The following is a 23,262-nucleotide window of genomic DNA, read 5'->3' as shown; positions in this document are numbered from 1 at the left end:
CCATTCTATCCATCTTGTTCCTGCTGGCAGTCGGCGTGACGTTGCGCGGAGCCGAGGCCGACACGCAGGCTCCTGTGACCATCGCAGTGCTTCCCTTTGACGCCTCTGACGAGAAGCTCCAGGCCGCAGGCAGTGAAGTGGCGGCGTTGCTCTCTGCCCAACTTACCACCCAGGAGCAGTTGTGGGTGGTGGAGCGCGCGGAGATGGACAAACTGCTGGCCGAACACACGCTGAAGCTCACCGGACTGGTGGATCCTGGGTCCGCTGCCCAAGTGGGGCGCATCCTGGGGGCAAGAGTCCTGGTGACAGGCAGGATCATCAAGTCTGGTGAGAAACTCGTGCTGGTGGGCAAGGTGATGAGCACAGAAACCTCCCGGGTCTTTGGCGAGACGGTGACCGCGCCCGGGCTGGATGCCCTGGAGAAGCCCGTGCAGGATCTGTCAGAGAAGGTGGGGCAACTCGTCACCAAACAACGTCTGGCCCTGGTGCCGCCCGCAGTCACTCGCGAGCAACGCCTGGTGCGCATGAAGGAACAGCTCCAGGGTAAAACGCTGGCTTCAGTGCAGATCAATGTCAAGGAACAGGCCCTGCACCAGAAGACAGTTGACCCCGCCGTGGCCGCCGAGATCGGTAAGGTGCTCATGGAGCTGGGGGGCGAGGTCGTGGACGTGAAACACAATGTCACGGAGGCTGCGCTGCTGATCAGTGGTGAGGCGTTCAGTGAGACAGGGGCTCGGCGCGGGCAGCTCATTTCCAGCAGGGCCCGGGTGGAGTTGCAGGTATTGCGGCGGTCCGACAACAAGGTGCTGGCCGTTGACCGGGAGTCGGGCGTGGCGGTGGACATCGCCGAGGCTTCGGCAGGCAAGTCAGCCCTTCAGGAGGCCGCGCTCAATCTGGTCGAGCGGTTGCTGCCGAAGTTGGTGAAACCTTGAACCGTTCCTCAATTGTTGGTTGCTGACCATTTCTCTCCATGAACACGTCTCAAATATCCCTGGTGACATTCATCACCCTGGCGTGCTTGTGGGGGGGATCAATGATCCAGGCTCAATCACCCACCGCGACGGTGAAAGTAGCCGTGCTGGGCGAGGCGCCGACGCAGGAACAGGCCGACCTGCTGATGGTGGAACTCGGCAGGCATGAAGCTTGCCAGTTGGTGGAGCGGGCGGAGCTCAGTCGTCTCGCCGGAGAGGCGGCAGTCCAGCAGGCGAGCAGTGCATCTCGCCCCGTCGCTCTGGCCCGTCTGGCAGGTGCGGATGCTTTGGTTTTCCTGGAGCTAAAGGAAACGGAGCCCAAGAGGAACGCCGTGGCCGTAAAACTGGTGGGGGCCAAAGATGGCCGCATCCGCCGCATCGTGTGGATGCCGGTGGATGGAGACCCCGCTACAAGTGCGCGTCTGGCTGCGGGCCAGTTGATTCCGATGTTGCCAAGTTTGGCACCGGGGAGGGCGGACCAGAGTCAGGGAATCGCCGTGTCATTGCTGGGCTTGCGGGCGCAGGTGCCTGACACGGCGTTGGTGGAACTGGAGACGAATCTCAATGCGCTGTTGGCTCATCGTCTCGCAGCCCAACCGGGAGTGGTCGTGCTGGAACGCTGGAGGATGGATGACCTGGCGTTCGAAAACAACCTGGCGAAAGCTGCCGCGGATGAGTACGCCGCCGGAGAGCGGCTGGTGTCGGGTTCATTGAAACAAACGGGCGGCATGATTGGGGTTCGGCTTCTGGTCAGACGTGGAGAGGGCGACCCTGGGGTGGTGTCTGACATGGAAGCTCCGGTGTCGCAGCTCCCTGAATTGGTGGAGCGCCTTGCCGGGAAGGTCGCTGGCGTGAGGGTGGGTGATGTCGCATCGTGGAAACCGCAGGAAGAGGCTCGGACCTATGGTGAGCTGGGAGAGTGGTTGTTGAAGCATGGATTGTGGCGGCAATCTGCCCAGGCCTTTGAATCGACGGTGGCTCTGGGGGACCGGCGTCTTCCCACCTTGATTGCGAGGGCTCATGCCTATTCGCTTTGCGCCTATCCAGATGATCTCCGTGCCAGCAACTCCACGGATGGAGGCTATCGCCAGGGTCTTCTCACGCTTGAGTCCATGGGCTACCGACTGGAGTCGGCCGCCAGGGCAGTGCATGCCGCTGCGGACATCGCCCACCGGGAGATGGGGGCCGCCGAGCCCATGAGACCGGGAATGGAAACTCCGCCCCTGTTGGGCAGGCAGGTCCTTCGGGCGGCTCTGTGCACGCTGCGCGGTGCCCATGAATTCAACGTACACATCAAGTACAAAGCTCAGGTCGCTGCCTTGCGCGCGGCCATGCAGCGACTGGTGGGGGTGTTGGACGGCGGCCCAATGCTTCAGGACATCTTTTACCAACTCAACAAAGCCTCGTATGCGGCCTACTGGTGTGCCACGCCGGCAGACACGCTGGCCTACTATCGCAAAATGCTGGCTCCAGGGTATGGGCAGGACATCCGTGACCTCCTTAAGGCAGGTTGGGACAAGAGCCTGCGCCGGACCCTCTCTGGCGATTCCCAGAGACATGGTCCCATGCTGGATCAGCCTCTGGACAACGCCGTGTTCGCTGACCGCATGCCGCGTGGCACCGAGCGACTCATCGACTGGGAGGCTCCCGATCAGAGTTCTGTGCTGCCGCTCTGGCGGAGTTTCCTCGATTCCTTGCAGGCTTCGTCTTCCCCCCGGGATCAGGCTGACGGGCTTGGGTTTCAGATGAAATCACACCGGCTTCCGGCTTCACGCATGAAGGATCTGGAGTTGGCGGTGGCCTTGTTCTCCCGACATCGCGCCATGCTGACCACTGCCGAGGGCGAAGTCATGCTGACCGCGATGAGGCCGGATTTTCTGACGATCACGGTCCCTCCTTCACAGTTGGCTCCCGTGTTCCGGGGCATGCGGAGCTTTCTGTGCGAACTCTTTGACCAGGCGTCGTGGGTGCCCCGCGACTGGATCGCGGGTGTGGAGTGGATGACGTCGGGGATCGCGAAAGCAGCGCTCAAGCCTGATGAAGTGGCGCCCTTGTTGAAAGCCATGAATGGCTACCGGGAACGCACACGCACGGATTCGCGATGGGATGAGGTGGACCAGGCAAATCGTCCGCCTATGTCCTCCATCTTCGAGTCAGCGAGGAAAAAGCTGCAAGAGGCCTGGTCGGCCGATGAGAAGGCGGCCCCTGCGCCGGAGGCCGGAGTGACACCTTTGGTAGTCACGCGGTTCTTCAATCCTCGCCTCCATGCCAGGAATGTGGGTTACGATGGGGAGATCGAGGGGAACTCCTTGTTTCTCAGTGGAGGGCAGATGTGGCTCATGTATGTGGGAGGAGGGGTGATCAGTGTGGACGAGCGGACCTTCGCAACCACGGTGTGGGAGGCTCCCTCGCGGAAGCCGGTTTTGCGTGGGATTCTGGAGAGCGTGGTGGCACTGCCCAAGCAGATCTACGTGGCCACTCAAGAGGGGGTCTGGTGGCGGAGCCGGGATGCAGGCGAAGGCGACTGGACAAAGCTGGATCTGCCCAAGACGGTGTATCGATTACAGCATCTGACGGATGGCACGGGAATCACCTATGGGAACGATCCCGCCATCAGTCGTGGCGCTGCTCAGGGGGCCGGGGTGGGCATGATCGAGCGGGATCAGGTGCGGTGGATAGCCTCCACCCGGCGGCGACCGGCCGTGCATCCATTTGATGAGGCGCCGGTCAGACAGCTGTTTGGGCTATTTCCGGGAACCCGAGGTGGACCATGGCTGGTATGGAACGAGGACATCCGGAAGACCGTGTTGCATCCGTTGAATGCCAGGCCTGGCGATGGGATGCGGTTCACGAACTGGTTGCAGGTAAGTGCATCGGGGGACCAGACCGTGCTCTTTGAGACATTTCGTCCTCCAGATGCAAACGTGATGGTATCCCAGGTCTGGGCGCTCCGTCCCGACCGGGACCAGCCTGAGCTTTTGATGCATCACCCGTCGGCTCCTGGTCCTCCTGCTGAAACCATTCCCGTGTGGGAGTATCCAGTTTCACTTCCTCAAAGTTCCCGCGGATTGCTGACGACTTACTGCGCAGTGCTCCGTGGGGAGAACCTGTGGGTGCTCACCATCCAGAAGGTGAACTACATGGATGTGAAGGGAACTTATACCCTGTGGGGATTTCTGCGCGGGCAGCGTGTCCCTGTGAAAGTGCCGCTTCGATTTGAACTCAAGGCAGAGGATCTGGCCGTCATGTCGAAGAATCCACTTTCGGACCCCTACGGAAAGTCACTGAATCCGGAGTGCACCCAGCGCACCTTTGTTACCGGGGAGCATGGTCTGACGTTCACAGGCTGGAGGTGCAAAGGCGTTTGGATGTTGCCTTGGGAGGAGCTGGAAAGGTGGATTCGGGAGCATCCTACTGCCGGCGGCATGCGCTGATGAGGCGGCAGGGTAAATTGTACAGATCTTCAAAAAATCTTGTCGAGATCAGGGCACTCCCCCTAGTATTTGCGGAATTCGCAAATAACCCGCCCTTGCCTTCATGAATCGTCGTGCATTTCTTGCCTTAGCTGGAGGAACCATGGTCGGGGGAGCCTATAGTGAAGAGGCCGCGCCACCCATTGCCCAAGGGGTCCCGTTGCACCTTGAACCGCTGCCATTCGAGCCGGAGGCGCTGGAGCCCTACATTGATGCGCAGACTATGCGGCTACACTATGAGGTGCACCATGCCACTTACCTGAACCGCCTCCAGGCGGCCCTACGTGAAGGCAATCTCAAGGCGGCGAATGCTTTTTCTTTGATACGCGGCCTGGGGCATCCCCCTGCCAGTGTCACCCCGGAGTTGCAGATGAGCCTTCGTCAGAACGGGGGCGGGCATGTGAATCACACCATCTTCTGGAGGATCCTCACTCCACCGGCCAAGGCCCCGAAAGGCCCCCAGGGGCCCTTGGCAGAGGCCATCCAAAAAGAGTATGGCAGTCTTGATACATTCAAGTCCGTCTTTGCGGCGGCGGCCATGAAACGGTTTGGCTCAGGCTGGGCCTGGTTGAGTGTAAGAAAGGATGGCCGCTTGATCGTGACCTCCACTCCGGATCAGGACAATCCTGCCATGTGTGGCCTGGTGCCGGACGAGGAATGTGGCCTGCCTATTCTTGGTCTCGACGTATGGGAACATGCCTACTATCTGAAATACCAGAACCGGCGTCAGGACTATGTCTCGGCGTGGTGGAATGTCGTCAACTGGACGCGTGTGGAACGGAATTTCGCCGTGGTGACCGCCCGATGATGCGCTGGCAAAAATAAGAAGTCCAAAGTCTCACTTTTCTACGTATAGAAGGGGACCTTTGCCTCCTCGATCCAAGGGGAGGTTGTTCCATGCTGCTTCTGTGACAACGCAGGGCAAATCACACACCTTCACACCCTTCCACTTCATGAACCGTCGCCATTTCCTTGTTGCTGGTGGAGCCGCCGTTGCAGGCTCCGTGTTGCCGTCATCCCTGCATGCTGCGCAGGCATTCCCGCTGGAGCTGGGCAAGTTGCCGTACGCCCCTGAGGCACTGGAGCCCCACATCGACGCCCAGACGATGACGATCCACCATGACAAGCACCACGCAGCGTACGTGACCAACCTCAACAAGGCTCTGGACGCGGCGAAGGTGGGCGGCAAAGACGCTCTCACGCTCATCAAGGATCTCTCCGCGCTGCCGGCGGATGCCCAGACGGCCGTAAGAAACAACGGCGGTGGACACGTCAACCACACCCTCTTCTGGAGCTGGATGGCCCCTGCGGGCAGCGGTGCCAAGGGACCAGAAGGCAAGCTGGGCGCGGCGATTCAGAGCACTTTCTCGAGTGTCGATGACTTTAAGAAGCTCTTCGGCGAAGCGGGAACCAAGCGTTTTGGCTCTGGCTGGGCCTGGCTCATCGTCAAGGCCGACGGCAAGCTGGCGGTGACCAGCACACCGAACCAGGACAACCCCTGGATGAAGGGCATCGTGCCGGACAGCGATCTGGGTACCCCCATCCTTGGTCTCGATGTCTGGGAGCATGCCTACTACCTGAAGTACCAGAACAAGCGTCCTGACTACATCACCGCCTGGTGGAATGTGGTCAACTGGGCCGAGGTGGCCAAGGGCTACGCCGCTGCGGCGGCCTAATACGGAAGAGCGCAGACACGACGTCTGAGTCTTTGCGCCCCCCAATCTTGTCGTGAGTCGACGGGTTGGGGGGCTTTTTTTGATTGGCGAAACTGACCGCTTGTTTGATGAATTTCTTCAGGCCACCGCCCATTTGCTCTCTGCCACTGCATGTCGGTTCGCCGCCAACACCATCTCCAGTGGCTGGATGAGTTGGAAAGGGGCCTTGGCACTGACGGCCGGACGGTCTGGCGGAGTGATAATGGGGAGCGTCACCGTGAAGGTAGCTCCTTTCCCCAGCCCCTCGCTGGCGGCCTGAATGCTGCCGCCGTGCAGTTCGACGAGGTGTTTCACAATCGAAAGACCCAGCCCGAGTCCATCGTGCCTTCGGGTGGTGCTGGTGTCGCCGCGGAGGAATCGATCAAATACATACGGGAGAAATGCGGGGTCGATTCCCTCGCCGTTGTCTGCAATCCTAAAGGCGAAATGCGAAGGGGTACCCTCCAGATGCAAATGGATGTGGCCGCCCGGTGGGGTGAACTTAATGGCGTTGGTAAGGAGATTCCCAAAGATCTGGTGAAGACGAACGGGGTCGGCCTCCGCCGTCGCGAGGCTGCTGGCAAGTGATGTATGGACCAAGACTCCTCTCGAGCATGCCTGGGGTTTGAGCGTGTCGACGGCCAGTTGGATGACGGCGGCAAGGTCCACAGGCTGCAGTTCGAGCCGGATGCTCCCGGAGACCATCCGGCTCATGTCGAGAAGGTCTTCAATGAGGCGGGATTGATAGTTCGCACTCTCCCGGATCACCGCAAGACCTTGAGCCAGTTCATCAAGGTCGGACGCGCCTGATGCGAGGACCTCTGTCCAGGCCATGATCGCTTGAAGCGGGGTGCGAAGTTCATGAGCGAGCACCACGAGGAAATGGTCCTTGATGCCGTTCTGGCGTATTGCCTCCAGATAGTCCCGCTCATCATACGTTGCCACCGCGAACACTCCTGACATGCCAGTGGGAACCTCTGTAGTGGCGCCCGGACAGCGGGGCTCGCTGGGGGACCACTTTTTTTCCCTCGCAGCGAGACTCGCCCGGCTACCTGAAACTGCCTGGGTACTTAGGCAGGTGCAATCTGGGGCATGCCTTGGCAGGTGCGACTGGACCATCATCAAGCTGGGAGAAGGCCCCGTCTCCTGCTGCTCAAAGCCCGGAAGAAACTCCGCAGGCACCCAGTCCATCGCCGCCTGCATGCGGGGGGCACCAAAGCCGGGAGAAGAAGTGGAAACGTCAGCTTGCATGGGGAGGACGTGCAAAAACATGTACGGAACGGTGGGCCGGGCCAAGTGGGGGCTGGCGGTATTCACGACGGACGGGGAGGCATCCAGGACGCTGACACTAAGGGAAAGGATTTTGATTTGAGTGACGGAGTCGCCGATGCTGATTTCGGCGTTTCGCCGACAGAACCGGGCTGTGCAGCAGCCTCTTTTTCGAGGCGGGCCACATCCATGTTGGGGGCTACAGGAGTGGGACATAAGAGCGAGGCGGACCAGCCGCTGCGCCTGAACGTGTGAGGTGGTCGAATGGTGATCTTCATGGAGTGATGATCGCTGAAACTGCCCTTCGTCGCTATGGGGTGTATGCCCACTAGTGGGCGGCACCGCCGTGGATTTCAATCGCCCTTTTTGCGCTTCCCTCCTGAATCATCCCGGTCATCTGAGCCACCTTTTTTGTCCTGAATTTTGTCCTTGTTATCTCTTGAACCCCTGTCGGCTTTTTCATCAGGACGTTCGACGGAACGAGGTGGGGTCGCCCTCTCTGCCCGGGCAGGAGGCTTCACTCTTTCTTCCCGTTCCATTTGCGGCGGCGGGGAGTTTCGTGGCTTTTGCTCCCGGGCCGTTGGGGTGACGGGAGGCGGGGTTTCCTGAACCCTGGCCCCCGGTGGCTTCTGTGTCTCTTGTCGGGATGGTGCCGGCGGCGGCATTTTTTTGTCTTCTGGAATCGTGCTTTTTTCGGTGCGAGGGCGTTCGACTTTTTTGGGTGAGACATCAGCCCCGTTGTTGGAAAGCGGGTTGTCACCCTTTTCGGCGGAATTGTCTTTGCGAGGTCCGGAGGCGGGAATCTTCCCGTTGCGGTCCATCTTTGGCCTTTCATTCTGGGAGGAAGTTACGCCTGATTCGGGAGTGATGGTCATGGGTCTTGGGCGGACGATATCGGGGCGACGGTCGCCCGATTCATCGTCTTTACGATCTTGGGACCGCACTTGTGGGGCTGTGCTGCCGTTTCTTGAGGTGGTGACTGCTGTGGAGCGGGATTGGGTGCGATGACGTACCGGATCGGGACGCCACACCTGGGAATTGGTGAGATGCTTGTTGATGTAGCGGTCGCGGTCGCGATCCCCACGAGCCCCGTCCCGGCGGTAATCCCAGCCATTGCTCCAATCACCCCGGTACAGGCGATGCTGACGCCAGTCCCAGTCATAGCTCAACCATGAACCGACCCGGTACCCAGTGCTGAAGATCAAGAATGGGCTGGTTGTGGGACGTTGGATGTAAACCACCAGTGGATCATAGCGGGGTACGTAGATGAGGTCCGGCTGGGTAGGAATGATGCGAATGGCAGAGTCATCCATGACGATGCGCTGCTCCGGTGTATCCACGAGGTTTCCCAGAGCCCTGGCGGTGGCTCGGAGTTCCTGTATGGTTTGCATGACCTGCACGGGCTGCTCGATGAAGGCGTTTCCGACCTGGGTGGTCCACTCCAGGTTCTCATCGAGCCATCTTAGTGTATCGGGGTAGTGGGCCAGGGCTTTGACGCTGGGATCCCAGGATTCCTGCTCCACTTCCACAAGGGGGCGGTTGTCGGTGACATGGCGTGTGCACAGGACGATGTCCAGCGGGGCGGTGGCGGCAGGCAGGATCAACGCCACCAGCGCATCAGGATACAGGGCAATGGGGCCCAGCAGTTCCGACAGCTCCGCAGAGGTGCGTACCGCGACTGGGGGATCACCCGCCGGGTCTTGCGCGGGCAGGGGGCGGATGAGGCAGAGCCCCAGCAGCAGGGGGAGCAGAAAAGTTTTCATCGTGCCTTATCATAGTCTTTCGAGCGTGCTCCGAACCATGGGGTGTACACCCCATGGTGGATGCTGGCGGCCGAAGTTAACTTCGTGCGAGGTAAAGGCCGGAAAGTCGGCCCCCTTGTCCTTGTCGTCTCACATTGGGATGTCCTGTTGAACTCATCCCGAAAATCTACCATGAAAACCAAAACTTATTTAAAGCTTGCTGGGGCCGTCATCCTTCTGAGCCTGGCCAGCTGCGTGGACACCTATGATCATAATGACCGTCATTCCGGCCATGATCACGATGGCGATCGCAATCATGACGGCCGGCATTCAGGGCGAAATTCCGGCGATTTCAATCACCGCGGAGATTCTCATGTGCGGACCATGCGGGGAAGCGTCTATGGAGGCGAGACCTACCGTAGGTACTAGGATGTAACTCGACGCGGGTCTGGAAGAGGTGGGGCCTAGAGGATGGTTACCTGCACGCTGCTCTCGATGATGCCCGTGGCGATGGCGTGGCGGGTAAGGCTGGCGGTATCATGGATGTTGAGTTTTTCCATGAGGCTCTGACGGTGCTTCTCCACCGTCTTGACACTGATGTGAAGAATCTCCGCGGTTTCCTTGTTGGCCCGGCCTTCCGCGATGAGCTGCAGCACCTCGGTCTCGCGCGAACTCAGTCGGAAGGGATCCCTGTTTAAAGGAAGGTCTCCTTGGAGCCGGGCTTTTTGGGCGTGGTGATTCCGGCGTCGGGAGATGGCGGGGCTGAAGAAGCTGTTGCCCTGGTGGACCTCACGGATGGCTTTGGTCAGGGTGTGGGCGGCGGTTTGCTTGATCAGGTAGCCGGATGCGCCCAGCGCCATCACCTGCTCGACGTAGGCGTCATCGCTGTGTGCGGAGAGGATGAGGACCTTGGGCGGGGAGCCGCTCCTGAGAATCTGGCGTGCGGCCTCAAGGCCATTGAGGCGGGGCATCGCGATGTCCAGCACGACCACGTCAGGGCAGAGAGCAGCGCAGAGTTCCACAGCCTGATGCCCGTTCTCCGCCTGGCCCACGATGGCAATATCGGTTTCAAGTTCCAACAGAGCCCGGAGACCTTCGCGGACGATGGTATGATCTTCTGCCAGGATGACGGTGATAGGGGTCATAGGGCGCGAGGTGCAGATGTAGGAGATCGTTTGGTCGCAGCGAGCTTGGAGGAGCGCGGGTGAGAGGGGAGTTTCTTGCCGGGAAGCTCCACCTGAACGGTGGTTTCCTTGCCAGGTGCGGAGACCACGGCGAAGGTGCCGCCCACCATTTCCACCCGTTCTTTCATACCCAGGAGGCCAAGGCATTTACTGCTTCTGGCGAAAGCGCTGCCCTCCACCTGAAAGCCCCGGCCATTGTCATGAATCTGCATGCTGACGGTGTCGGCATGGAGGCGAATGGAGACATTTGCCTGACTGGCTTTCGCATGGCGGGCAACATTCGTGAGGGCCTCTTGGGCAACGCGATAGAGCACGGTGCGACGGGTGCTGTCGATAGATTCAATGGTGGGAGACACCGAGAACCTGACCCGGATGCCGGTGCGCTCCATGTAGGAGGTCAAATAGGATTTGAGCGCGGGAATCAATCCCAGATCGTCCAGAAGCGTCGGCCGCAAGTCACGGGCAAATCGATGAACAATTTCCACCGACCGCTCGATCACCCGCTGGGTCATGGCGATTCTTCGACGCAGATTTCTGGCGTTCAAGCTGCTTTCAGTCTTCAGGGTGATCAGCCGCAGATTGATGCCGGTCAACGCCTGGGCGACGACGTCATGCAATTCGCGGCTGATCCGTTTGCGTTCCTCCTCCTGCACGGTGAGCAACCGGCGGGAGAGGTGACGGAGGTCCTCCTGCATGTGGCGGGACTTTGCGAGCAACTGGCTGGAGGTTGTCTCACTGGTGATGAGGGAGGCCTCTACGGACTTACGGTGGACGATCTCGTCTTTCAGTTTGTCGTTGGAGGCAGCCAGTTGATGAGTCCGACGGGTCAGGCTGGTGACGAGTTTTTCCAGACGGATGTTCGCCTGTCGCATGCTTCGGTGAGTTTCCTCGATGGGGGTGACTGCCTCGGCAAAGAAGGCAGCCCCCCTCAGCGTCTTGGTCTTTTTGCCTGTAGGAGAGCTTTCATCGGACAGCAGGATTTCAAGGGCACCTTCATGAATCTTGGCAAGGGCCAGAGTTTCCATGCCCGATTTGGTGGCTTTGATGCCGAAGAGTCGTGCGTTTTTCAGGCCGGCTTCGCTGGATCCGCTGTGATCGAGATGCTCTCGCAGGGAAGCCAGATAGGCCCGTGACAGGGAAGATTTCTTTGTATTCATGCATTTTCCCTGATTTGACGGCAAGGCTGTTGCCTGCTTGGACCTTGTTTTCCACTTTTTCGTTGGGTATTGATATCAAAATGGTGAATGCCAGTAGCTTCACCATCGGCTGGAGGCAGACGGGCAAACCTCAAAAGATGACTAGGAGCGCTTAAGCTGGCGGCCCCACCATGCATCGTGACGGGTCATGGGTGGTCCCACGGGAGAGTTCAAGTAGAACCACTGAACGGGTTTGTAGAAGGTCACCAGATCTTTGGGCATGGGGCCGGAAAGGCGGCCGCTGGAGTACAGGGCCTGCACAGGGCCAAAGCTGAACAGATAGGCGGCGGCCAGAAACAGGAGGAAGATGATGATGCTCCCCCACCGGGATGATGAACGGAAGTGTGTGCTCATCCTGAACGGTACGCGATCTGCCGGAAAGCCCAATGGGGTGAAGTGCCCATGGCTTTGCCCTTTGCCGCGTTGTGCGACCCTGATTCACTTATTGTCTCCAGGGATTTGTTAAGAAGGATGCAAACGGTAGGGTTACACCCCATATCGACTTGAGAGAGGATCGTGGAGTGTTGGGACCATGCACAATATTACTTGGAAGTCCCTCCTGGCCATTCTGTTCTCAGGAGCCCTGTTTTCGTTCATTCACGCTCCGGCGCAACTGGTGGAAGTGACTGCTGCCCCTGCCACATCGGACGGGACAGTCAGCAAAGTCTCCGCTCAATCCATTATTATCACCAAGAGCACCGGCGAACAGCCAGTGGAATACCTGTCCAGCGAGACAACTCACTATGTGGATGTCGAGGGCAATCCCGTGGACATTGCCATGATGAAGTCCGGATTGCCGGTGACCGTTCACTACACCCAGACGGGCGATTCGTTGGTGGCAACCAAGGTCGTGCTGGGGAAAGCCCGGGTGGTTATTTCCTCAGAGGCCGCTGAAAAAGATGTGGTGGCCGCCATGAATATGGCCGGCACAATCAGTGAGTTGGGAGAATCAAGGTTTTTGATCAGGACGGAAACCAGTCCTGATCCTGTCAGCTACACTTACAGCAAGACCACCACCTACATGGATGAAGAGGGCAAACCCGTGGATGTGTCGGTGGTGAAGACGGGAATTCCCGTGACGGTTTATTATACGAAGGTGGGGGACTCCATGGTGGTTTCCAGAGTGGTGGTACGAAAGGCGAAGCTGGCTCCCACGCAGGAAATCGAGCGTAAGAAAACCACCACCACGGAAACGACGACGGATCGTTAATGGGTCCCATTCAATATAACCAAGATGAAACTTTCATCCCTTATCTGGACGCTGATCCTGGCAGGCCTTTGGCTCAACAGTTGCAGCTCCACTCGTCAAAGCCAGTCGTCAAGATCGATGGAAACGACTTCGATGACCACGCACTCCTCCAAGTAACCTGAGGCCACACTTATGAAATCCATTCTGATCATTGGCGCAGCGGTTCTCGCAACCCTCCTTTGTCTGGCAAGTTGCGAGACAGTGCAAGAGAGTGCTCCCCCCACTCGCACCACCACCACGACTACGGAACAGACCACCTATCGCAGTCCCTCGGTGGGAGTCACGGAGACTCAGACCGTCCGTGCCTACTGAACGCCGGGATCCCTTCCTCGAAAACGTGTCGGCGAAAGCTGGCACGTTTTTTCATGTCGATGGCTGGCGTTGCCTCCCGAGCGGTGCGGAGGATGAAGTGGACCCACAGACATATTTTCAGGGAGGATCAGAATTTTGTTTTTTGAGTTTTGCGAAATCTTGGGGAAAGCTGGGGCATGCCCGCAGTAAAAGATCGCATCAAACCCCACTTGGAAGACGCCTGGCTGGGCGATGCTGTGCTGGAATTGTACGTCCGCTCGTGGATCTTGCGGGAATACGGAAAAGTGGATGCCGAACTGAAGAGCCGCTTCACGAGCAATCAGTTTCTCAACTCGCTGGGGCAGCCCACGATGGTGGAGGCTGAGGTGGGCCGGATCTACAAGGAGCAGGGACTGGAAGGTGCGTTTGCGCACATTCAGGCAAAGATCGAGCCCCAGTTTGTGAAACAAGAGGGTAAGCGCCAGCGTTCGCTGCGCTGATGACATTTGCTTTCCTCTCTCACCAAGCCAGGCTCGCTTCCCTGGTATCCAGTTTGCTGGGTGCGCTCCTGATGATGTCGGGAGTTCCAGCGGCGCTTGCGGCCGACCGGCCGAACATCATCTACATCCTGGTGGATGACATGGGGTACGGCGATCTGGGCTGCTTCGGCCAGAAGACGCTCACCACTCCCAACATTGACCGTCTGGCGGTAGAGGGGATGAAACTCACCCGGCACTATGCGGGAAGCACCGTGTGTGCACCCTCCCGCTGCGTCCTCATGACCGGGCTGCACACGGGCCACTGCCGGGTGCGTGGCAACGGTCCGTGGACGATGCCGGACTCTGACGTCACGGTGCCCAACCTGCTCAAGAAGGCGGGCTATGCCACGGCGTGCTTTGGCAAGTTTGGCCTGGGGAAACCGCTGCCCGATGACGATCCCAATCGCAAGGGATTCGACACCTTCTTCGGGTATGTGGACACCAGCCACGCCCATAACTTCTATCCCACCTATCTGATCCGGAACGGACAAAGGGTGGCCTTGAACAACACTACCGAGCCGGACAGCCGCAAGTCTGGGCATGAAGACACTGGCTTTGCCACCGTGGACGGCCGCAAGCAGTTTGCCCCCCAACTGATCGCCGATGAACTGCAGACTTACTTGCAGGGCCGCGCGGAGGGCAAGCAGCCCTTCTTTGTCTACTACGCGCTGAACATGCCCCACGCCAACAATGAGGCGGGTAAGAACTCGCCTCTGAAGCATGGCATGGAGGTGCCCTCGTACGGTGAGTACGCGAGCAAGGACTGGCCCGATGTCGAGAAGGGGTTCGCCAGTGCGATGCGATTCGTGGATGACCAGGTGGGTGAGGTGCTGGCCACCCTGAAAAAGCTTGGTCTGGACGAGAACACGCTGGTGATGTTCTCCTCAGACAACGGCCCGCATGCGGAGGGTGGGCACAGCTCAGATTTCTTTGACTCCAACGGCGCGTTCAGCGGGATCAAGCGGAGCATGACGGACGGGGGCATCCGGGTGCCGCTCGTGGCCCGTTGGCCCGCGGGCATCAAGGCCGGCAGTGAGAGCGAACACGTCTCTGGATTCCAGGACCTGCTGCCCACCGTGGCAGACCTGGCGGGAACCAAACTGGAAGGAGAGACAGACGGGCTCTCCCTGGTGCCCACCTTGACCGGGAAGGACGCCGGGCAGAAGCAGCACAAGTATCTCTTCTGGAACTTTGATGAACAGGGGGGCAAGCGGGCCGTGCTCAAATGGCCGTGGAAGCTCATCCATCTGAACACCGGGGCCGCAGGCCGCAAGAAAAACGGAGCGGAGAAGGTGCAGCCGGTCCAGCCCAAGTCACTGGAAGTGCAGCTGTACAACCTGGAGGAGGATGTGGCGGAGCAAAACAACCTCGCGAGCCTCAAGCCCGAGATTGTCAGCGAGCTGGAGGGTTATATGAAAGAAGCCTGGCGGGCACCTCAGATCCAGCCGGAATAGTGTGAAAGAAGAAACTCCAGCCTCCTTTTCATCGGCAGGCTGGAGTTCGGGGGGGCTTGCGGGGACGGGGCTCAGGGCTTTATTTCCTGTACCGGAGGCTTGCCTGCGTCATCGTGGACGCGTTCGGCTGCTTCTTTCCTGGCCTTTTCCGCAGCGGCACGGGCGCTTTCCAGAGCTTTGGCGAGATCCTCGGCGCTTTCTTCCAGTCGCTTCAGCGTCTCGGACTTGTTGCGTTCCAGCTCCGTCTTGGACTTCTCCAGCTGCTTGCGCACATCCACGAGATTCTTCTCTACGGACTTAATCACCTCCGCGCCCACACCGGCTTTTTTCAGCGCTTCCTGCACGCGCTCCAGCTCCACGGGAGCGGGGCTGCCATCGGTGGTGGCGGTGATGACGTTGCCCTTGGAGTCCACCACGAGGGCCCTGGACTGGAAAACGAAGGGATCCATGTAAGCGCCTGCCACACCGGGGGCATGGGTCACGAAGCTGGCGACGCTCCAGGGATCGTCTCCACCCAGGCGGATGCCCAGTTTCACCTCCAGCACCTGGTCCTTGCCGTTCCTGACGAGGGTCAGTTTGATCGTGTCGTGTTCCTTCCGTCCTGAGACGAGGGCGCGCAGTTGAGAAGGGTTCACCAGCAGCTGGTCGTCCAGCTTGGCGAGAATGTCATAGCGCTGAAGGCCGGCTTTGGAGGCAGGGCTGTCTGGCACCACGCTGCGGACGAGCACCCCGGTGCCTGGAGCCAGGGCGGGCAGTTGGGCGCGCACTTCCTCGGGGGCTTCATCGGTGGCCACTCCCAGCCAGGTGGTGGGCACCGGAGGCGTGGCTGGCGCAGTGGGAAGGGCGGGGATGCCTGCGATCGCCAGACCGTGAGGCCCAGGGAGGCGCTCGTTGATCATCTGTCCGCCGCCGATCAAGACTTTCCGGGCATTGCCCACATTCACGCGGCGGACGATTTCTTCGCCATTCCTGTGAATGTGCACTGCGGCTTCCGTCTGGCCCTCCTCCGGGGGGGCGATCTTGATGGAGAACTCCCTGGCACCTCTCGTGGGGATGGGGCCTCCGGCAGTTTCAGGTTCCGTCGCGGCCAGCAGGGTGAGGAATTCATTCTCCAGTTCCGGCGGGAGAGGCGGCTGCGTTTCCACTGGTTGGTGGATGAGGGGGACTGCCGACTCGGCATTGGCCTGGATGAAGATCGCTCCCTCCTGTGCGGAGACAAATGGGAGTGGCAGGGCGCAGGCGAGCAGGCTGGCCAGGGTAAGGCTTGGTGTTTTCATGGGATCAATGGGGGGTGGGGTTGGGAATGAGATGGGCCACGAGGCCGGCTAGTAGGTCTGCATGGCCACGGGAACGATTTCCATGCGGGACTCCTGACGCTGGAAGGTGCTGACGCCGTCGTCGCCACGGTAGGTCACGTCATCCACCCAGAAGGTGCGCATGAGCTGGATGGGACGCTCAGGGTCGGTCTCCAGGACGCCCACCTTTTCCACCTTTACCAGCGTGCTGGTCTGCTCGATCGGCAGGAAGACCCGCAGGTCTTCGAGGGGTTCAGCAGGGGTTTGGGCGGTGACAGCGGGAGAGAGGCCGGGAGCGGGGGCGGTGACCTCTTCAGGGTGAGGGGGAAATCGGAGAAAAAGCACCGCCACGCCAGTCATGGCGGCAGTCAGGTACCACCAGTGAGGCCGTTTCGGCTGGGCCTGCTGCAGCCGTGCGGCCAGGGGTTCAGGGACCGCTGCGGGCTGGAGGGCCTGAAGGCGGCGCTCAAGTTCGTCATCTTCGATGTTCATGGCAAATGGGGGGAAGCGGGCTGGGCGCCCTCAGGTTGTTTCATCGCCTTACGCAGATGGTCCAGGGCATAGCGGTAGCGGGAGGCGGCCGTGTCGGCGGGAATGTCCAGGGAATGGGCGATCTGCTGGAAGGTCAGCCCGCCCCAGATCCGAACGATGAGGACCTCCCGGAGGTGGTTGGGCAGCCGCTGGACGGCTTCGTCCAGAGCGGGGTCGACGCCCGGGCCGTCTGCGGGCTGGTCCAGCCACAGGATTTCATAGGCGGTTTGTTCCCGGCGTTGCCGCCGTTCCGTGCTGCGGAAGAGGTCAATGGCCCGGCGGCGGATGGTGGCGAACACCAGGGCGTCGTCCGGCGCCTTGTGTCCCGCCCGCCGCCACGTCTCCACCAGGGAATCCTGAAGAACGTCGTGCGCGTCCGCCTCGCACCGGGTCTGCGACCGGGCGAAAAGCAGGAACTGGCGGGAGCGCTGGCCGAGCCACGAGTTCCAGGAGGGTGTTGAGGTTGAGGGGGAGGCGTCCACGCAGGCGTGAGGTGATTCACGGGGATAGCGGCACAAGCGGGGACTTTTGTCTGTAGAACGGGAAAAATGTTGAGACGGACCAGGAGGCGGTTGTTCTGAGAACCGGCATTGGACCCGCTCTATAATCTCCACCCGGTGCCGGTAAAATAGACATCGGCTTCACAAAGGGGGGCCATCAGGACCACGTCTGCTCCTCGGACCACTGTTCTGAGAGGTCCTGGCGGGAGTTTGGTGGCAATGGAGTCCGGATTGTGGTGGAACTTGAGATCGATGCTGGCTCCGGTGGCCATGAAATTCATTGGTCGGACGAAGGTCTTTTGTCCCACTGGGACCAGAAACCGAAGGGTCAGATACGGCAGCGGATAGATGGCTGCCATGATGAGCAAACCCTTGAGCCAAGATGGTGAGTGGGAGATGCTCATCACCTGCTGAAAGTAGAGCGCTCCATGGTGTCGCGTCAATCTACAGGTTCGCTCTGCTATGGAGCAATGAAAAAGCTGTCAGCCGCCGCAGGAAAGGTCGCAACGCCTGGTGTGGGAGGATTCTTTCCTAAAAGACACAAAAGCCGCTGCACCGCAATTCCAGTATTGCATTTCCATGTCTAATCGGATTGCATGCCAATTCGCACGCATTCCACAACCACATGTTAGCGAAACCTGCATCCACCCCGATGTCGCCGGGCCTTTATGCCCCGCATTCTCTCCGCAACGCTGTCATTCGCTTCGCGGGCAACTCACAAGACGGCATCCAGTCCATCGGCGGCTTCCTGGCGAGATTGGCCGGACGCACCGCTCAGGAGGTCATGACTTACATGACCATCCCTTCCACGATCAGTGGTGGGCCGTCCATCTTCCAGGTGCACATTGGCTCCGGGGAGGTGTTGCATGCAGGTGACGAGGCGGATGTGCTGGTGGCCTTCTACCAGCACAGCTATGACAGCCATCTGGGCGCGCTGCGTGATGGAGGCGTCTGTCTCTATGACAGCGGGGAAGTCAAAGAGGTGCGCCATGAGCGCGGCATCAAGCACATTGGCATTCCCTTCACTGCGGCCACGGTGGAGGCGGTCGGCGGCTCCACGAGGGATCGTGGAAAGAACATGTTTGTGCTGGGGCTGGTCTGCGCGGTCTTCAACCTCGACAAGGAGAAGCTCATTGGCATCGTCAGCCGCCAGTTTGGCAAGAAGGATGAAAGCGTGCTGCGGAACGCCATGCTCGCCTTTGACGCGGGCTTTGCCTATGAGGTGGGGGATCTGGAGCGCTTTGCCTTTGAGCATGGTGAGGCCGGTGACGGGCACCGCATCAGCACCGATGGGAATCAGATGTTGACGGCGGGTCTCATCGCCGCGGGAGTGCGATACGGCGCGGCCTATCCCATCACCCCTTGGTCGTCCATTATGGAGTCTCTGCGTGCAGAGTTGCCCAAGTACGGCGGCATCTATGTGCAGGCCGAGGATGAGCTCGCGGCTGTGAGCATGACCTTGGGTGCGGCCTTTGCCGGGCATCTGGCGGTGACGGGCAGTGCAGGCCCCGGACTGAGTTTGAAGATGGAGGCGCTGAGTTATGCCAGCATGGCGGAGCTGCCTATCATCGTGATCAACGTGCAGCGTGGCGGCCCTTCGACTGGCCTGCCCACGAGTGTGGAGCAGAGCGATCTCATGCAGGCCATCTACGGCAGCCATGGGGATTGTCCCCGCATCGTGCTGGCGCCGCAGGATGTGGAAGATTGCTTCTACATCGCGCTGGAGGCTGGCCGTCTGGCCCGCAAGTACTCCTGCCCGGTGATCATCTTGAGTGATCAGGCGTTGAGCAGTCGCATTGAGGCCTTCGCCGAGCCGGACCTGGATGTCCACTGGGTGGAGCCGCACATCGATCTCTCCACGCGACGCGAAGACTATCGTCCCTATCCGCTGGATCGCACGACCCAGCATGCCCCGCCCGGCTCGCGCATGAGCAGTGGCAAGTATCCGGTCATCTCGGGGCTGGAGCATGATGAGTGGGGCCACCCCAGCGGCAGCCCCAAGATGCACAGCCAGATGACGGGCAAACGACGGCAGAAGCTCATTGATGCGGCGGCGGAGTTCCCGCTGCCCAAGGTGCACGGCCATCAGGAGGGGGATGTGCTCATCGTGGGCTGGGGCAGCACTTACGGGCCGATCAAAGAAAGCGCCGACCGGCTGCCGGCGGAAGGCTTCAAGGTCGGGGCGCTGCATCTGCGCCATCTTCATCCACTGCCCAACGGCCTGGAAACGATCTTCAACCGCTACGAGCACATCGTGGTGGTGGAGATGAATGACTACGGTGCCTACGGCTATGGCCAGATGGCCACGCTGCTGAGGGCACGCTACTGCAATCCCGCCATCAAGTCCCTCTGCAAGACGGACGGTCTGGCCTTCCGCATTCGCGAGATTGTGACCGGGGTGGAGAAGCACCTCGCCGGGGCAGGCTGATCCAGAGCCTGATGAATGATGTTTCCTTAAACCAATTTCCATTTCCTCACTGCCATGTCCACCGTCCTTCCTTCCGCCACCGTCACTGAGCCCGAGGACCGGCTCACAAAAAAGGCCCTGACCGCCGACCACCCGACGTGGTGCCCCGGCTGCGGGGACTTTGCGGTGCTCAACATCTTCTACCGCGTGCTGGAGAAGCTGCAGTATCCGCATGAAAAAATTGTCTGCGTGGCGGGCATCGGCTGCTCCAGCCGGTTCCCGTATTTCATGAACACGCACGGCATCCACTTCATCCATGGTCGGGCTTTGCCCCTGGCCACCGGCATCTCGCTGAGCCGGCCGGATGTGCATGTGTTTGTCTTCGGCGGCGACGGCGACGGCTTCTCCATTGGAGGCAATCACCTGAACCATGCCGCCCGGAAGAACGTGAAGCTCACCTATGTGATCATGGACAACTTCGTGTATGGCCTGACCAAGAAGCAGACCAGCCCGACCTCACCCATCGGCTTCAAATCCAAGACCGACCCGACGGGTTCCGTGGACCGGCCCATCAACCCGATGAAACAACTCCTGGCCAGCGGTGCCACCTTCATCGCCCGCACGCATGCGGCGCAGGTGAAACACATGGAGCAGGTGTTTGAGCGGGCGATCCTGCACGACGGCTTCAGTGTGGTGGAGTGCCTGAGCGAGTGCGTCATGTTTTACGCAGGTGCCTTCGACGACAGCACGCCCCGCAAGGGCGGCACGTTTGAGACCGTGGATGAAACCCAGCACGATGTGACCGACGAAGGCGCGGCCTTCAAGCTCGCAGAAAACTTGGCTCCCGGGAAGTTCGGTGTGTACTACCAGGTGCAGCGCCCCACCAAGAATGACCTGGAACAGAAGTGGATCACGGAAACCCAGGCGAAGATTGGCGGCGCGAGCCAGAAGGACCTGCTGCGAAAGCGGTTGGAGGCGATGAGGTAGGCGGAGGGTGAGGAATTAACCACAGAGTCACAGAGAGCACAGAGGGTGATTCTGGTTGGAATTTACATGACGCCGGCATCTGCGGATGCTGGCGTTTTTTTCCTTAACGGAGAGAGAGAAGCAAGGCGGGCGAGACCACGCAGGGGTTGCATCTTCGCGTGATCGAAGGCAAGGGACAGAGCACGATGCAAGTGCACACGATTGACCTTCACTTTCAAGGGCTGCCGGAGATCATCGCGGCCTATCTGGTGGAATCTGATGGCGAGCTCGCTCTGGTGGAAACGGGGCCGGGATCGACGTTGCCAGCGTTGTTGGAGGGCATTGAACGTCTTGGATTTGATCCTAAGGACGTGAAGAAGGTGCTGGTGACGCACATTCACCTGGATCACTCCGGCGCGGCCGGGTGGTGGGCGCAACAGGGGGCGACGGTTTATGTGCATCCTAAAGGGGCACCCCATTTGATTGATCCGGAGAAACTCATCTCCAGCGCCCAGAGGATCTATGGCGATCGCATGGACACTCTGTGGGGTGAGATCCTGCCGGCACCGGCGGAGCGGGTGATCGCACTTCAGGATGGCGACAAGGTGAAGCTGGGCCGTCGGGATCACTTCATTGCGCTCGACACGCCAGGACATGCCCGGCATCACCTCGCGTATGCGCTGGGCGATGGCTGCTTCACCGGGGATGTGGCGGGGATGAAGCTGCCACGGTGCCCGTACCTGAGTGTCACCGCCGCGCCCCCGCAGTTTGATCCCGTGGCCTATGATGAGTCTCTGGAGCGTCTGCACTCCATGGGCTTCGCCAGACTTTATCTCACCCACTTCGGCGAGGTGACGGAAGTGGCCAAGCACCTCTCCCAGTACAGTCTGCGGGTGCATCAGGTGCATGAGTGCGTCCAGACCCTTCTGGACCAAGGGCTGCGCGGGGATGCCCTGAGGGAGGCCTTCACCGAGGCGGAGCACGAGGTGGCGGTCAAAAGCGGGGCTGGCATCGCGGAGTGGCACCTCTTTGAGTCCGCCAACAACGCTGCGATGTGCGCCGACGGGATTGCCCTCTACTGCGAGAAATCGGGCAAATAGTTTTCGCAGCGATTCCCAGGACGGCCTTGCCCCGGCTTGACGCCCCCGGCGTCCCGTCCCATCTTGCAGGCTCTCTCAGTCTATTTTGTGCCCATGAACATCTTCGAAGACCTACAGTTCCGGGGCCTGGTGGCAGATTTCACCAGTGTTCCGGAGTCGCGTGCCGATTTGCTCCCGCTGCCTGACCGGCTGGCGGCCAAGCCCATCACGCTGTATTGTGGCTTCGACCCGACTGCTGATTCCCTCCATGTGGGGCATATCGTGCCGCTTCTGGCTCTGCGCCGTTTCCAGCTTGCCGGGCACCATCCTATCGCGGTGGCAGGTGGGGCCACGGGATCGATCGGCGATCCCAGTGGGAAGTCCGCGGAACGCCAGTTGCTCACGCAGGACCAGATCAAAGCCAACGTGGAGGCGGTACGCCCCCAGTTGGCCAAGCTGCTGGACTTCGACTCGCCCGAGAATCCGGCCCGTCTGATGGACAATGCGGACTGGATCGGTCCCATCTCCTACCTGGATTTCCTCCGCGATGTGGGCAAGCACTTCACGGTCAACCAGATGGTGGCCAAGGAAAGCGTCCGCGCCCGCATGGAAGACCGCGACGTGGGCATCAGCTACACAGAGTTCAGCTACATGCTGCTCCAGTCCTACGACTACTTCCATCTCGCCCAGGTCGCCGGCTGCGAATTGCAGATCGGCGGCTCTGACCAGTGGGGGAACATCACGACTGGCATTGATCTGGTGCGCAAGAAGCTGGGGCGTCACGCCTACGGTCTGACCATGCCGCTCATCACGAAGTCGGACGGCACGAAGTTTGGCAAGTCTGAGGGCGGGGCGATCTGGCTCGATCCCAAGAAGACGAGCATCTACAAGTTCTACCAGTTCTGGATCAACAGCGACGACCGCGATGTGGTGAAGTACTTGAAGTTCTTCACCTTCCTGCCGCACGACGAGATTCGTGCGCTGGAGGCGGAGCACGAGGCCAATCCAGGGGCGCGGAAGGCGCACCAGGCTCTGGCCCGGTCCATCACCACGCTCATCCATGGAGAGCAGGCCACGAACGATGCGGTGCGTGCCAGCGAGATCCTCTTCGGAGGCAGCCTCGAAGGCATCTCTGCCTCCACGCTCCAGACCTTGAGCGAAGAGGTCCCCAATGCCGCTTTGACCGGTGACCAGCTGGGCGGCGAAGGCCTGCCGCTGGTGGAGGCGCTTGTGCTTTCCGGGCTCTCGCAGAGCAAGGGGCAGGCGAGGAAGGACGTGGAAGGGGGCGGAGTGTATGTGAATGGAGACCGCGCCACGGCACCGACGGACCGCCTCACGGTGGACAGCACCTTGCACGGCCAATACGTCTTGCTCCGCAAGGGCAAGCGCAACTATGCCCTGTTGTCGGTGGACTGAGTGCAC

The 23,262-nt window shown here is 60.2% G+C and carries 22 protein-coding genes; 13 read left to right on the top strand and 9 right to left on the bottom strand.

The genetic code is table 11. The annotated features are described in order from the left end of the window. From BV106_RS32940 to BV106_RS32925, 4 genes are all read left to right on the top strand, one after another. Window positions 1-932: CsgG/HfaB family protein (locus tag BV106_RS32940; RefSeq protein ID WP_038172110.1), on the top strand; the 932-nt coding region annotated here is incomplete at its 5' end. 38 nt (window positions 933-970) lie between these two features. Then, entirely contained in the window at window positions 971-4,405 is a 3,435-nt protein-coding gene (locus BV106_RS32935; RefSeq protein WP_265596334.1) for a hypothetical protein, read from the top strand. Between the two features lie 103 nt (window positions 4,406-4,508). Further along, on the top strand, window positions 4,509-5,252 hold the full coding sequence (locus tag BV106_RS32930) for a superoxide dismutase (RefSeq protein WP_265596333.1): 744 nt from the start codon (window positions 4,509-4,511) through the stop codon (window positions 5,250-5,252). Between the two features lie 145 nt (window positions 5,253-5,397). Continuing rightward, on the top strand, window positions 5,398-6,120 hold the full coding sequence (locus tag BV106_RS32925; RefSeq protein ID WP_265596332.1) for a superoxide dismutase: 723 nt from the start codon (window positions 5,398-5,400) through the stop codon (window positions 6,118-6,120). Between the two features lie 117 nt (window positions 6,121-6,237). On the opposite strand, the gene BV106_RS36660 is transcribed toward BV106_RS32925, so the two are convergent. Together BV106_RS36660 and BV106_RS36655 are read right to left on the bottom strand one after the other, a co-directional pair. Further along, complete coding sequence (locus tag BV106_RS36660) at window positions 6,238-7,389, bottom strand: HAMP domain-containing sensor histidine kinase (RefSeq protein ID WP_265596331.1); 1,152 nt, start codon at window positions 7,387-7,389, stop codon at window positions 6,238-6,240. Window positions 7,390-7,760: 371 nt separating this feature from the next. Beyond that, window positions 7,761-9,170, bottom strand: coding sequence for a DUF3300 domain-containing protein (locus tag BV106_RS36655; protein ID WP_051946788.1), 1,410 nt, complete (start codon window positions 9,168-9,170; stop codon window positions 7,761-7,763). Window positions 9,171-9,341: 171 nt separating this feature from the next. Between BV106_RS36655 and BV106_RS39125 the strand changes: the two genes are divergently transcribed. Further along, a complete protein-coding gene (locus tag BV106_RS39125; RefSeq protein WP_265596330.1) occupies window positions 9,342-9,578 on the top strand; it encodes a hypothetical protein in 237 nt (78 codons plus the stop codon). 35 nt (window positions 9,579-9,613) lie between these two features. On the opposite strand, the gene BV106_RS32910 is transcribed toward BV106_RS39125, so the two are convergent. The 3 genes from BV106_RS32910 to BV106_RS32900 form a co-directional block, all read right to left on the bottom strand. Then, window positions 9,614-10,294: a response regulator transcription factor gene (locus tag BV106_RS32910; protein ID WP_038171989.1), complete on the bottom strand. Its 681-nt coding sequence runs from the start codon at window positions 10,292-10,294 to the stop codon at window positions 9,614-9,616. Beyond that, window positions 10,291-11,490, bottom strand: coding sequence for an ATP-binding protein (locus BV106_RS32905; RefSeq protein WP_051946786.1), 1,200 nt, complete (start codon window positions 11,488-11,490; stop codon window positions 10,291-10,293). Before BV106_RS32905 ends, BV106_RS32910 begins: the two co-directional genes overlap by 4 nt. Before the next feature lie 141 nt (window positions 11,491-11,631). Continuing rightward, window positions 11,632-11,883: a hypothetical protein gene (locus tag BV106_RS32900; RefSeq protein ID WP_038171987.1), complete on the bottom strand. Its 252-nt coding sequence runs from the start codon at window positions 11,881-11,883 to the stop codon at window positions 11,632-11,634. A gap of 178 nt (window positions 11,884-12,061) precedes the next feature. On the opposite strand from BV106_RS32900, the gene BV106_RS32895 reads away from it, so the two are divergent. From BV106_RS32895 to BV106_RS32885, 4 genes are all read left to right on the top strand, one after another. Beyond that, window positions 12,062-12,739, top strand: coding sequence for a hypothetical protein (locus tag BV106_RS32895; protein ID WP_038171985.1), 678 nt, complete (start codon window positions 12,062-12,064; stop codon window positions 12,737-12,739). Between the two features lie 171 nt (window positions 12,740-12,910). Continuing rightward, entirely contained in the window at window positions 12,911-13,090 is a 180-nt protein-coding gene (locus BV106_RS39120) for a hypothetical protein (RefSeq protein ID WP_265596329.1), read from the top strand. Window positions 13,091-13,266: 176 nt separating this feature from the next. Continuing rightward, window positions 13,267-13,569, top strand: coding sequence for a ribonuclease III domain-containing protein (locus BV106_RS32890; protein ID WP_038171983.1), 303 nt, complete (start codon window positions 13,267-13,269; stop codon window positions 13,567-13,569). Next, on the top strand, window positions 13,569-15,062 hold the full coding sequence (locus tag BV106_RS32885) for an arylsulfatase (protein WP_038171982.1): 1,494 nt from the start codon (window positions 13,569-13,571) through the stop codon (window positions 15,060-15,062). Before BV106_RS32890 ends, BV106_RS32885 begins: the two co-directional genes overlap by 1 nt. Before the next feature lie 71 nt (window positions 15,063-15,133). On the opposite strand, the gene BV106_RS32880 is transcribed toward BV106_RS32885, so the two are convergent. The 4 genes from BV106_RS32880 to BV106_RS32865 all read right to left on the bottom strand — a co-directional run bounded on the left by BV106_RS32880 (window position 15,134) and on the right by BV106_RS32865 (window position 17,747). After that, window positions 15,134-16,339, bottom strand: a complete 1,206-nt coding sequence (locus BV106_RS32880; RefSeq protein ID WP_038171980.1) for a PDZ domain-containing protein — start codon at window positions 16,337-16,339, stop codon at window positions 15,134-15,136. Window positions 16,340-16,387: 48 nt separating this feature from the next. Further along, complete coding sequence (locus tag BV106_RS32875; RefSeq protein WP_038171978.1) at window positions 16,388-16,849, bottom strand: hypothetical protein; 462 nt, start codon at window positions 16,847-16,849, stop codon at window positions 16,388-16,390. Further along, a complete protein-coding gene (locus BV106_RS32870; protein ID WP_038172096.1) occupies window positions 16,846-17,370 on the bottom strand; it encodes an RNA polymerase sigma factor in 525 nt (174 codons plus the stop codon). The genes BV106_RS32875 and BV106_RS32870 overlap by 4 nt, the downstream gene beginning before the upstream one ends. A 119-nt stretch (window positions 17,371-17,489) precedes the next feature. After that, on the bottom strand, window positions 17,490-17,747 hold the full coding sequence (locus tag BV106_RS32865) for a hypothetical protein (protein ID WP_265596328.1): 258 nt from the start codon (window positions 17,745-17,747) through the stop codon (window positions 17,490-17,492). Window positions 17,748-18,013: 266 nt separating this feature from the next. Here BV106_RS32865 and BV106_RS32860 point away from each other — a divergent pair, with 266 nt between their 5' ends. The 4 genes from BV106_RS32860 to tyrS all read left to right on the top strand — a co-directional run bounded on the left by BV106_RS32860 (window position 18,014) and on the right by tyrS (window position 23,256). Beyond that, on the top strand, window positions 18,014-19,816 hold the full coding sequence (locus BV106_RS32860) for a 2-oxoacid:acceptor oxidoreductase subunit alpha (RefSeq protein WP_265592762.1): 1,803 nt from the start codon (window positions 18,014-18,016) through the stop codon (window positions 19,814-19,816). A gap of 54 nt (window positions 19,817-19,870) precedes the next feature. Beyond that, entirely contained in the window at window positions 19,871-20,782 is a 912-nt protein-coding gene (locus tag BV106_RS32855; RefSeq protein ID WP_038171974.1) for a thiamine pyrophosphate-dependent enzyme, read from the top strand. A gap of 158 nt (window positions 20,783-20,940) precedes the next feature. Continuing rightward, a complete protein-coding gene (locus tag BV106_RS32850) occupies window positions 20,941-21,861 on the top strand; it encodes an MBL fold metallo-hydrolase (protein WP_051946785.1) in 921 nt (306 codons plus the stop codon). Between the two features lie 93 nt (window positions 21,862-21,954). Then, window positions 21,955-23,256 (top strand): tyrosine--tRNA ligase, encoded by a 1,302-nt coding sequence (gene tyrS, locus BV106_RS32845; RefSeq protein WP_038171973.1) that lies wholly within the window; start codon window positions 21,955-21,957, stop codon window positions 23,254-23,256. The last annotated feature ends 6 nt before the right edge of the window (window positions 23,257-23,262 follow it).

Origin of the sequence: Verrucomicrobium sp. BvORR106, from assembly GCF_000739655.1 — a bacterium.
Classification (GTDB): Bacteria; Verrucomicrobiota; Verrucomicrobiia; order Verrucomicrobiales; family Verrucomicrobiaceae; genus Verrucomicrobium.
Note: the sequence above shows the minus strand (reverse complement) of the source record. Positions and strands in the feature narration are given on the sequence as shown.

Coding starts and splice junctions, on each gene's coding strand:
- BV106_RS32860 (WP_265592762.1), top strand. CDS start 18,014: ATGTTAGCGAAACCTGCATCCACCCCGATGTCGCCGGGCCTTTATGCC.
- BV106_RS32925 (WP_265596332.1), top strand. CDS start 5,398: ATGAACCGTCGCCATTTCCTTGTTGCTGGTGGAGCCGCCGTTGCAGGC.
- BV106_RS32895 (WP_038171985.1), top strand. CDS start 12,062: ATGCACAATATTACTTGGAAGTCCCTCCTGGCCATTCTGTTCTCAGGA.
- BV106_RS32865 (WP_265596328.1), bottom strand. CDS start 17,747: ATGGCAGCCATCTATCCGCTGCCGTATCTGACCCTTCGGTTTCTGGTC.
- BV106_RS32880 (WP_038171980.1), bottom strand. CDS start 16,339: ATGAAAACACCAAGCCTTACCCTGGCCAGCCTGCTCGCCTGCGCCCTG.
- BV106_RS39125 (WP_265596330.1), top strand. CDS start 9,342: ATGAAAACCAAAACTTATTTAAAGCTTGCTGGGGCCGTCATCCTTCTG.
- BV106_RS32890 (WP_038171983.1), top strand. CDS start 13,267: ATGCCCGCAGTAAAAGATCGCATCAAACCCCACTTGGAAGACGCCTGG.
- BV106_RS39120 (WP_265596329.1), top strand. CDS start 12,911: ATGAAATCCATTCTGATCATTGGCGCAGCGGTTCTCGCAACCCTCCTT.
- BV106_RS32930 (WP_265596333.1), top strand. CDS start 4,509: ATGAATCGTCGTGCATTTCTTGCCTTAGCTGGAGGAACCATGGTCGGG.
- tyrS (WP_038171973.1), top strand. CDS start 21,955: ATGAACATCTTCGAAGACCTACAGTTCCGGGGCCTGGTGGCAGATTTC.
- BV106_RS32910 (WP_038171989.1), bottom strand. CDS start 10,294: ATGACCCCTATCACCGTCATCCTGGCAGAAGATCATACCATCGTCCGC.
- BV106_RS36655 (WP_051946788.1), bottom strand. CDS start 9,170: ATGAAAACTTTTCTGCTCCCCCTGCTGCTGGGGCTCTGCCTCATCCGC.
- BV106_RS32935 (WP_265596334.1), top strand. CDS start 971: ATGAACACGTCTCAAATATCCCTGGTGACATTCATCACCCTGGCGTGC.
- BV106_RS36660 (WP_265596331.1), bottom strand. CDS start 7,389: ATGCAAGCTGACGTTTCCACTTCTTCTCCCGGCTTTGGTGCCCCCCGC.
- BV106_RS32885 (WP_038171982.1), top strand. CDS start 13,569: ATGACATTTGCTTTCCTCTCTCACCAAGCCAGGCTCGCTTCCCTGGTA.
- BV106_RS32905 (WP_051946786.1), bottom strand. CDS start 11,490: ATGAATACAAAGAAATCTTCCCTGTCACGGGCCTATCTGGCTTCCCTG.
- BV106_RS32875 (WP_038171978.1), bottom strand. CDS start 16,849: ATGAACATCGAAGATGACGAACTTGAGCGCCGCCTTCAGGCCCTCCAG.
- BV106_RS32900 (WP_038171987.1), bottom strand. CDS start 11,883: ATGAGCACACACTTCCGTTCATCATCCCGGTGGGGGAGCATCATCATC.
- BV106_RS32855 (WP_038171974.1), top strand. CDS start 19,871: ATGTCCACCGTCCTTCCTTCCGCCACCGTCACTGAGCCCGAGGACCGG.